8 protein-coding genes are annotated in these 9,492 nt (G+C 73.5%); 1 reads left to right on the forward strand and 7 read right to left on the reverse strand.

Features of this window, described 5'->3' with window-relative positions; all coding sequences use genetic code 11:
* Positions 1-367 precede the first annotated feature (367 nt).
* The 7 genes from proC to ACFWAR_RS38515 all read right to left on the reverse strand — a co-directional run bounded on the left by proC (position 368) and on the right by ACFWAR_RS38515 (position 6,759).
* Complete coding sequence (proC, locus tag ACFWAR_RS38485; RefSeq protein WP_354384596.1) at positions 368-1,177, reverse strand: pyrroline-5-carboxylate reductase; 810 nt, start codon at positions 1,175-1,177, stop codon at positions 368-370.
* A 30-nt stretch (positions 1,178-1,207) separates the two neighbouring features.
* The gene (locus ACFWAR_RS38490) at positions 1,208-1,945 is read right to left on the reverse strand and encodes an ABC transporter permease (RefSeq protein WP_385788113.1); all 738 of its coding nucleotides are present in this window, start codon (positions 1,943-1,945) and stop codon (positions 1,208-1,210) included.
* Positions 1,942-2,781, reverse strand: coding sequence for an ABC transporter ATP-binding protein (locus ACFWAR_RS38495; RefSeq protein ID WP_385788116.1), 840 nt, complete (start codon positions 2,779-2,781; stop codon positions 1,942-1,944). Before ACFWAR_RS38495 ends, ACFWAR_RS38490 begins: the two co-directional genes overlap by 4 nt.
* A gap of 91 nt (positions 2,782-2,872) precedes the next feature.
* Positions 2,873-4,006 (reverse strand): CPBP family intramembrane glutamic endopeptidase, encoded by a 1,134-nt coding sequence (locus tag ACFWAR_RS38500; protein WP_385788118.1) that lies wholly within the window; start codon positions 4,004-4,006, stop codon positions 2,873-2,875.
* Positions 4,007-4,012: 6 nt separating this feature from the next.
* A complete protein-coding gene (locus ACFWAR_RS38505; RefSeq protein ID WP_385788120.1) occupies positions 4,013-4,552 on the reverse strand; it encodes a hypothetical protein in 540 nt (179 codons plus the stop codon).
* A gap of 65 nt (positions 4,553-4,617) precedes the next feature.
* Positions 4,618-6,507 (reverse strand): serine/threonine-protein kinase, encoded by a 1,890-nt coding sequence (locus tag ACFWAR_RS38510; protein ID WP_385788123.1) that lies wholly within the window; start codon positions 6,505-6,507, stop codon positions 4,618-4,620.
* A gap of 18 nt (positions 6,508-6,525) precedes the next feature.
* On the reverse strand, positions 6,526-6,759 hold the full coding sequence (locus ACFWAR_RS38515) for a hypothetical protein (protein WP_385788125.1): 234 nt from the start codon (positions 6,757-6,759) through the stop codon (positions 6,526-6,528).
* 154 nt (positions 6,760-6,913) lie between these two features.
* Here ACFWAR_RS38515 and ACFWAR_RS38520 point away from each other — a divergent pair, with 154 nt between their 5' ends.
* Positions 6,914-9,376, forward strand: coding sequence for a helix-turn-helix domain-containing protein (locus ACFWAR_RS38520; RefSeq protein ID WP_385788127.1), 2,463 nt, complete (start codon positions 6,914-6,916; stop codon positions 9,374-9,376).
* The last annotated feature ends 116 nt before the right edge of the window (positions 9,377-9,492 follow it).

The following is a 9,492-nucleotide window of genomic DNA, read 5'->3' on the forward strand; positions in this document are numbered from 1 at the left end:
GTTTCCCTTTCCGGCGAGTCCGACTCTATCAGATCCTTTCGGGCCTGACTCCCAGTCAGTTGGGCTTGTCTTCCCGGCTGTTGGGCCGTTCCGACGAGGTGTGACACTAGCGGATTCCTTGCCCCCGACCTAATCGGCGGCAGTGCCACTCGGGCACGGATTCCTCATTCGCAAATACGCATGAAAAAGAGACGACAACGTACGTCGCTTCGTTCGAATGTGTAGTGGCGGATGGCTGTCCGGGGACCGACCGGGGTCGGCAGCTCACTTCGGACAACTCGAAGAACCTTACGGATCCCGCACGCCAGTGTCAACCCCGGCCGCGCCCTCCCCCGTCCGGGGACGAGGGAGGGGCGGGAGGGTGGCGTCAGCTGTTGCCGGTGGCGAGTTCGCGGCTGCGGTCGCGGGCCGCTTCCAGGGCGGCGATGAGGGCCGCCCGTACGCCGTGCTTCTCCAGTTCCACGATCGCGTTGATCGTCGTACCGGCGGGGGAGGTGACGGCCTCGCGGAGCTTGACCGGGTGTTCGCCGCTGTCGCGGAGCATGACGGCGGCGCCGACGGCGGCCTGCACGATCAGGTCGTGGGCCTGGGCGCGCGGGAGGCCGAGGAGGATGCCCGCGTCCGTCATGGCTTCGACGAGGAAGTAGAAGTACGCGGGGCCGGAGCCGGACAGGGCCGTGGCCGCGTCCTGCTGGGATTCGGGGACGCGCAGGGTCTTGCCGACGCCGCCGAAGATCTCCTCGGTGTGGGCGAGGTGGGCGCCCGTGGCGTGGCTGCCGGCCGAGATGACGGACATGGCCTCGTCCACGAGGGCCGGGGTGTTCGTCATGACGCGGACCACGGGGGTGCCCGCGGCGAGCCGGTCCTCGAAGAAGGAGGTCGGGATGCCCGCGGCGCCGCTGATGACCAGGCGGTCCGCCGGCACGTGCGGGGCCAGTTCCTCGAGCAGCTTTCCCATGTCCTGCGGCTTGACCGTGAGGATCAGGGTGTCGGCGCGCTTGGCGGCCTCTGCGTTGGTGACGGCTTCGACGCCGTAGCGGGTGCGGAGCTCCTCGGCTCGTTCGGGACGGCGGGCCGTGACGAGGAGCTTCGAGGCGGGCCAGCCGCCTCGGATCATCCCGCTGAGCAGGGCCTCACCGATCTTGCCGGTGCCGAGAACGGCGACAGTCTGGGTCATGGCCTCATCTTTGCACCAGGGCCGAGGGGGTCAGGTGGTGCGTCGGCGCAGGGTGGCGGCGCCGAGGGCGAGGACCAGCAGGGCGCAGGCGGCCACGACGATCGCGTCGCGGACGAAGTCGGTGGTCATGTCGGTGTGGGTGAGGACCTGGGTCATGCCGTCGACGGCGTAGGACATGGGCAGGACGTCGGACACCGCTTCGAGGACCGGCTGCATGGTGTTGCGGGGCGCGAAGAGTCCGCACAGGAGCAGCTGCGGGAAGATCACGGCCGGCATGAACTGGACGGCCTGGAACTCGGAGGCCGCGAAGGCGGAGACGAAGAGGCCGAGCGCGGTGCCGAGGAGCGCGTCGAGCAGCGCGACCAGGAGGAGCAGCCAGGGCGAGCCGACGATGTCGAGGCCGAGGGCCCAGAGGGCGAGGCCGGTGGCGAGCAGCGACTGGACGACGGCCACGGCGCCGAAGGCGAGGGCGTAGCCGCCGATCAGGTCGCCCTTGCCCAGGGGCATCGCGAGGAGGCGTTCGAGGGTGCCGGAGGTGCGCTCGCGCAGGGTCGCGATGGAGGTCACCAGGAACATCGTGATCAGCGGGAAGATGCCGAGGAGGCTGGCGCCGATGCTGTCGAAGGTGCGCGGGTTCCCGTCGAAGACGTAGCGCAGCAGGGTCAGCATCAGGACCGGCACGAGCAGCATCAGGGCGATGGAGCGCGGGTCGTGGCGGAGCTGGCGCAGGACGCGCAGGGCGGTGGCGGTGGTGCGGGCGGCGTTCATCGGGTCTCGTTCTCCCCTACGGCGGTGGCCGGGGCGGCGCCCCGGGCTCGGGCCTCGGCGTTGGCCTCGTCCACGAGGTGCAGGAATCCCTCTTCGACGGTCTCGGAGCCGGTACGGGCGCGCAGCGCGTCCGGGGTGTCCTCGGCCAGGATCCGGCCCTCGCGCATGAGGAGCAGGTCGTGGCAGCGCTCGGCCTCGTCCATGACGTGCGAGGAGACGAGGATCGTGGCGCCGCGGCTGTCGGCGAGGGTGTGGAAGAGGTTCCACAGGTCGCGGCGCAGGACGGGGTCGAGGCCGACGGTGGGTTCGTCGAGGACGAGCAGCTCGGGGGTGCCGAGCAGGGCGACGGCCAGGGAGACGCGGCTGCGCTGGCCGCCGGAGAGGTTGCCGGCGAGGGCGTCGGCGCGGGAGGTCAGGTCCACGTCGGCGATCACGCGGTCGACGTCCGCGCGGCGGCGGGCGGACGCGGCCCGGCCGGGGTCGAGGACGGCGGCGAAGTAGTCGAGGTTCTGCCGGACGCTGAGGTCGTCGTAGACGGAGGGCGCCTGGGTGACGTAGCCGATGCGCGAGCGCAGTGCGGGATGTCCGGCGGGGCGGCCGAGGACGTCGAGGGTGCCGGTGACCTGGGCCTGGGTGCCGACCACGGCGCGCATGAGGGTGGACTTCCCGCAGCCGGAGGGGCCGAGGAGGCCGGTGATGCGGCCGCGGGGGACGGTGAAGTCGATGCCGTGGAGGACCGTGCGGGGGCTGCGGCCGGTGCCGCGGCGGACGGTCAGGCCGCGGGCGTGCACGGCGGGAGTGGTGGCCGCGACTCCGTCGGCCCGGTTATTCATCATGTGATGAATAATGCTCCTGGGGGTGCCGGTCGTCAACCACCCGGACGGTGCGGTCAGGAGGAGGAGACGGTGCGGTCAGGGGACGGTGCGGTCAGGAGGAGACGGTGCGGATCTTGCGGCGCTCGGCCAGTTTGACGACGAGCAGGCAGTAGAGGGGGGTCGCGACGAGTTCCAGGACCAGTGCCTGCCAGGGGGCGTCGGCGGCCGTCTCGTCGTTGGCCAGGTCGTTGGCCAGGGCGGAGAGCGTGAAGGCCAGCAGGTTGTTCACCATGTGGTGCGCGATGGCGGCCTCCAGGCCGCCGGTGCGCAGGGTGAGCCAGGCGTACCAGGCGGCGGAGTAGAGGAGCAGTGCGAAGCCCGACCACTGGCCGAAGCCGTGGGCCAGGGCGAAGAGGACCGAGCCGACGGCGATGCCCACCCACGGGGTGCGCAGGTGCGCGCCGAAGGCCTGCTGGATCCAGCCCCGGAAGAGGTACTCCTCCGCGGCCGCCTGGAAGGGGACCAGCAGCCACACCACGGCCAGGGAGAGCAGCAGCGTCGCCATCGCGGGCGGGGCGAACAGCTCGGCCGCCGTACCGTCGGGCCCCTCTCCCGGCAGCAACCACACGAGCAGGCCGATCTGGGTGCCCAGCACGGGCAGGGCGAGGCCGGAGCAGAGGGCCAGCCAGCCGAGCCGCAGTCGGCCGGTGACCGAGGAGATCGTGCCGGCGGGACGGCGCTGGATCCAGCGGACCACGAGCAGGACCGCGGGTATCGCGAGGCCGAGGCTGACGAGGCCGAGCGCCACCTCGGCGGCCGGGTCGGCGAAGACCGCCTCGCCGTCCGGGTCGGCGGCGGCGATGCCGAGGACGTGGGCGAGCAGCATGGCCGCTATGAACAGCCCGATCATGCAGACCACACCGGCGGCGCCGAGCAGGGCGGTGCCGCCCAGCTCGCGCCGGATGCGCTGCCCGCCGTTGCGGGCCAGGGCGGCGTAGGACGAGCCGGCGGGGGCCGTGAGCGGACCGGTGGGCGGCAGGGGCGAGGGCGGGTACGCCCAGTTCGGGGGGTACTGCTGGTACTGGGCGTACTGCGGATGCGGGTGCTGCTGCTCGTGCTGGGGGTGCCGGGGCGGCGGCGGCCAGTACGGGGGGCCCGGGGGCGGCGGGGGCGGGGGCGGGTCCTGCTGCTGGGCCTGCTGCGGGTCCGCGGGAGGGCCTTCGGGTCGCGGGGACGTGCCGCTCATTCCCGGCTACTTCTTCTTGCGCTTGGGACGGCGGGCCGCGGGGTTCCCGGTGCGGGCGCCCCGGCGGCGGGCGTGTTCGGTGCGGGCGCGCTCGTACTCGGCGCGGGCCAGCCCCTCGCCGGGCGCCTCGATCAGGCAGCGCAGGAAGTACGCGATCAGACCGCCGATGAAACCGATGGCCTTGAGGCCCTTGAGCGAGGCCTCGTCCGAGGACGGCGCCGGGCGGCGGGTGAAGGACTCCCACGCCTTCGCGAAGGCGATGGAGCTCGCGATCGCGAAGAGGACGACGACGGAGATGCTGAGGAAGGGACCGACGTTGCCGATCTCCAGGCCCTCGTACGCGAAGCGCAGCAGGTAGGCGGCGATGACGGCGGCCACCAGCGAGGCCACGGCCATACCGGCCCGGCGCAGGCCGTACCCGCCGTCGTGCTCGACCCAGGTGGTGCCGAAGAAGCGGATCGCCTGCGGCTGGGGGCCTTCGGCGGCGGCCGGGGGGCTTCCGGCTTCGTGGCCGGTGACTCGTTCGTCGTCTCGTTCGTCGCTCACACCGGCGATTATCCCCCGGCGGGCGGGCCGGCCCCGGTCCGTCTCATGTGGCAGACGGGGCGGCGTCAGCCGGTGCGTGCGTAGGTCGCGCACACCATCACCGCGTCGTCGAGCAATGTCCACATCCAGTAGTGGGTGGTGTCGGTCGTGCTGCGGCGGCAGTTCGCGACGGTCGGGGCGGCCGGTGCGCGGTACCAGCCGGTGACGACCATGACGTGGTCGTAGGCGAGCGGTACGCGGGTGGCCGCGCAGTCCACGGCGGTGAAAGTGCCCAGGGTGAGGCGGTCGTCCGTCTTGCCCTTGGCCGCGAGGACGCAGTAGTTGACGTGGAAGACGCGCGTCAGGCACAGGTTGATGCTCTTGTAGCTCCAGCTCGTCCATCCGTGGCCGCTGGGACAGGTCCCCGACCCCGCCGAGACGACCCGCACCATCGCCCGCTCCGTGTCGCACCCGACGGGGCCGGGCGGGTCCTTCACGTTCCACTTGTTCGGATAACCGGTGTCGTACCAGGGCAGGCAGGTGCCCGCGCGGACGGCCCGGTAGGCCTCTTCCACGAAGTCCCGGGTCTCGGAGGGGGTGGGCGTGGGGGTCGGAGTGGGGGTGGGCGTGGGGGTCGGAGTGGGGGTGGGGGTCGGCGTGGGCGTGGGCGTGGGCACGCGGGTGGGAGTGGGCGACGGCGGTGCGGGGTCGTCGACCACGGGAGCGCGCGTCGGGCGCTGGCCGGAGGTGGGCGCGGTCGGTCCGGCGTGCCCTTCGGCGGCCATCCGGTCGGTGGCCACCTGCACGCCCATCAGGACGAGGCCGATGATCAAGGCGGCCAGCATCCCCCACCCGATCCGCGCGTCGGACAGCCCACCGCCGGGACGCACGACGTCCCCGCCACCCCGCTGCTCCGCCAGCCTGCGGGCCTCCGCCGCCCGGCGCCGGCGGGCCGCCGCGGCCAGGCGTTCCCGTTCCTTGCGGGCGGCCGCCTCGCCCGGGTCGGTGGGCTGCGGGGCCGGTGGCGGCGCGTGCTCGGCGGTGCGCGTTCCCGACGCGGAGCCGGTCCGGCCGCGCGCAAGGTCGAGGGCCCGGCCGTGGGCCTCGTACGCGGTGATCGTCGCCGTCCACTCCACCGGCAGCCAGAGCCGCCCGCGCCGCACCGCGGCCACGGCGGTGGCCAGGACGGTGGCGGGGTCGGGACGCCGACGCGGGTCGGGATCCAGGCACGGCTCGATCAGTGGTGCCAGCGGGACGGGCAGCCCCGACAGGTCCAGCTTCCCGCCCTGTACGTGGGCCAGCAGGACCATCTCCGACTCCAGCCCCTCCCGGTACGGCGGGCGCCCGACGGCGAGGTGGAAGAGGGTCGCCCCCAGGGAGAAGACGTCCGACGCGGCGGTCGACGCCTCGCCCCGCGCCTGCTCCGGCGAGGTGAAGGCCACGGTGCCCAGGGTGAGCGAGGTGCGGGTGCGGTCCACGGCGTGCGAGATGCCGAAGTCGATGACGAGCGGGCCGGTCAGCGGCAGCAGGATGTTCTGCGGCTTGACGTCCCGGTGGACGATCCCGGCGTCGTGCAGGGACAACAGGGCCTGCGCCACGCCCACGGCCACGGAGGGCACCGCCCACGCGGCGAGCGGCCCGTGCTCGCGCACGAGGTCCGCGAGGGACGGGGCCGGTACGTACTCGATGGCCATCCAGGGCCGGGGCGCGTCGGGATCGGCGTCGAGGACGCGGGCGGTGTGCGCGCCGTCGACGCGCCGGGCCAACTCCACCTCCCGCGCGAACCGCTCCCGGTCGACCGGGAGCACCGGACCCTGCGCGAGCAGGGTCTTGACCGCGACCAGCCGTTTCCCTCCCTTCGGTCGCGCCAGGTAGATCCGGCCCATGCCGCCCGAGGCGAGCCGCCACAGCAGGCGGTAGTCGCCGAGGCGTTTCGGGTCGTCTGTGTCGAGACGGTGTACGGCGATGCCCGGCACGGTTGTCTCCCCTCTCGGTCAGCGGACGCAGGCGGCCGCGATGATGAGCAACAGCAGGACCGCGATGGCCATCCCGGCGCAGCCGAGGCCGCCGCCCGCGGCGGGTCCCTCCGCGGCGGACTCCACCTGACCGCCCAGGGGCAGACCGGGGTGCCGGGCGGTGTAGTGGTCCTCGTGCCGGCGCCCGGCCACGGACTCGGTGCCCCAGGCCGTCTTGAACCCGCACTCGCCGCACCAGAAGCGGTAGTTCATCCCTGTCCTCCTCTGCTCTTCCCCCTGCGAGGGTGCGATCCGTGCAGGTCGGGGGACAGGTCATGGCACCGGTCATCTATGAACGGCGGCCGCCCGCTACGCTCACCTGCGATCCGGGCCGGCGCTCCGGCCCCGAGGGGGGGGAGGGAGCCGCATGACGACCGACCGACTCGTAGAGCTCGCCGTGCTGTTGAAGGACCTGCGCAAGCGGTCCGGGCTGACGCAGGAACAGTTGGCGCACGCATCCGAGGTGAGCGAGAGCACCATCCGGAGGTTGGAGGGCGGCAAGGCCCAGAACCCGACGCTGCTCTCGCTGGCGAAGCTGCAGGACGCGCTCGGGGCGGGGCCGCAGGACCGCAGGCGGCTCGCCGAGCTGTTGGCGAGCGGACGCGAGGCCCCGTCGGCGTCGGCGTCGGCGTCGGCCGAGGTACCACCGGCACCGGCGCCGCGCTCCGGGATGCCGGTCCGGGACGAGGTCCGCCGCGCCGCCCATGACCTGGCGGTGGAGGTCCGGCGCCGCTGGCGGGTCGAGGAGGAGCAGCGCCGGGTCCACGACCCCTTTCCGCTGCCGGTGCGGTGGCGGCGCACCGACCCCGCGCTCAGCGATCACGAGGCCAACATCGAACGGCTGCCGCCCGGGGCCGCGGCACCCCTGCCCGCCGACCTGAGCGGTGACCTACCGACCGTCGCCGCGTTCTACCGGCGCAGGCGCTCGGGGCGCCTGGTGATCCTCGGCAGGGCGGGCTCGGGCAAGTCGGTCCTCACCATCCGGTTCGTCCAGGACTTCCTGGAGTCCCGCGCCGAGCTGGAGCGCGTACCCGTGATCTTCGGCATCGGCTCCTGGGACCCCACGGCCTCGACCTTGCGCGCGTGGGTGACGGAGCGGCTCGTACGGGACCACCCGCAGCTCGCGGACCGCGTGGCGGGCCGCTCGATGGCCGACGCCCTGGTCGAGGCCGATCTCGTCCTGCCGGTGCTGGACGGGTTCGACGAGATCGCGGAGGGGCTGCGGGGGCCGGCCCTGGAGGGGCTGAACGAGTTCTCGGCGCCGCTCGTGCTCACCAGTCGGCGCGAGGAGTTCGCCGAGGCGGTCGGTTCGGCCGGTAGGCCGCTGGTGTGGGCGGCCGTCATCGAGCTCGCCGACCTGACGACCGAGGACGTCGCCTCGTACCTGCCGCGGACCGCCCGGCGGCGCCCCGGCGGGGGCGGTACGGGCGACGGGGGCGGGGGCATGTGGGACGGGGTGGTGGAGCGATTACGAGAGGGGGCCGGGTCCGGCTCCGGGTCCGGCGGCGGCGACGGGTCCGGCGCGTCGGCCCTGGCCGGGGCCCTGCGCACCCCCTTGATGACCACCCTGGCCCGGACCCTGTACAGCGATGGCGATCGGCCCGGGGTCGACCCGGCCGAGCTGTTGGACCCGCGGACGTTCCCCGACGAGAGTTCCGTCGAGGAGCACCTGCTCGCGGGGTTCGTCCCCGCCGTCTACCGCTCCCGCCCCCGCGATCGCGGCTGGGACCCGGAGCGTGCCGAGCAGTGGCTCGGCTACCTCGCCCACCACCTGGCCCATCCCGACCGGGAGCGGCAGGACCTCGCCTGGTGGGAGATCGGCGACTTCCTGCCGAGCCGCCAGCGCGTGCTGAGCGTGGTGCTCACGGCCACCGTGTGCACCACGCTCAGCGCCTGGCTGATCGGTTTCCTGATCGGCCGGTCGTCGGCGTGGGAGACCGCCTTGCAGGGCGCCCTGATGGGTCCTGCCGCCGGGCTCGCCTTCGGCTCCGTGTACGCGGTCATGAACGCCAGGGGCGGCGGCACCTTCGAGCCCGCCTACGTACGGTTGCGGCTGCGCCTGCGGGGCGGCGGGCGACCGGTCGTTCCGGGACGGGGGGCGGGGGCGCCGCGCGGGGCGGTGCGGATCTTCGCGGCGCGCTTCGGCGCCGTGCTGGCGGGCGGGTTCGTGATGGGGCTGGGATGCGCCTGCGCCCTGATGGTGCAGGCGGAGCTCACCTACGGGCTGATGCTGAACCGCCAGGTCCTGGAGTGGGTGGCCACGAACATGCTCGGCTTCGGGTTGATCTTCGGGGTGGGGGCCGGTCTGGTCTTCGGCCTGCTGGCGGCGCTCGAAGCACCCCTGGACGTGTCCGCCGCAGCGAACCCGCTGGGTCTCCTCGCCGCCAACCGCGCGATCGTCCGGCGACAGTTCCTGGTGCTGGTGCCGCTGCTCGCGCTCTCGGTGGCCTTCGGCGGCGGGCTGATCGTGTCCCTGCTGGGCCATGCGTTCGAGGACCTGCGGTGGGGGACGGGCGACGGGCTCGGCATCGGCGCCGTCGTCGGCCTCGGAGGCGGGCTGTCGTACGCCCTGTCCTTCACCGCGTGGGGGCACTGGGTGATCCGGGCCAGGCTGTGGCTGCCGATGGCCGGCAAGCTGCCCTGGGACACGGCCGCGTTCCTGGACGACGCGTACCGGCGCGGGGTCCTGCGCCAGGCGGGCGCCGTCTACCAGTTCCGCCACGTCCGTCTCCAGCACCACCTGGGCCGCGCCTACCGGCGGAGCCGGACCGGGCGGTCCCTGCGCTGGTCCCCGGTGGACCCGACCGCCGGCCCCGGGGACCGCGGCTGAAGCGGCCCTCCGGGGTGCCCCCTAGGGCGTGTTTCGAAAGTAGCGCCGGGCGCCCGAAGGGCGCGGCTCGCGGCGTCTGGTGCCGTGCCTCGCAAGGCGGAGGATCGCCCGCCTAC

Source organism: Streptomyces sp. NPDC059917, assembly GCF_042730635.1.
GTDB lineage: Bacteria > Actinomycetota > Actinomycetes > Streptomycetales > Streptomycetaceae > Streptomyces.

Coding starts and splice junctions, on each gene's coding strand:
- ACFWAR_RS38500 (WP_385788118.1), bottom strand. CDS start 4,006: ATGAGCGGCACGTCCCCGCGACCCGAAGGCCCTCCCGCGGACCCGCAG.
- ACFWAR_RS38515 (WP_385788125.1), bottom strand. CDS start 6,759: ATGAACTACCGCTTCTGGTGCGGCGAGTGCGGGTTCAAGACGGCCTGG.
- proC (WP_354384596.1), bottom strand. CDS start 1,177: ATGACCCAGACTGTCGCCGTTCTCGGCACCGGCAAGATCGGTGAGGCC.
- ACFWAR_RS38495 (WP_385788116.1), bottom strand. CDS start 2,781: ATGATGAATAACCGGGCCGACGGAGTCGCGGCCACCACTCCCGCCGTG.
- ACFWAR_RS38490 (WP_385788113.1), bottom strand. CDS start 1,945: ATGAACGCCGCCCGCACCACCGCCACCGCCCTGCGCGTCCTGCGCCAG.
- ACFWAR_RS38520 (WP_385788127.1), top strand. CDS start 6,914: ATGACGACCGACCGACTCGTAGAGCTCGCCGTGCTGTTGAAGGACCTG.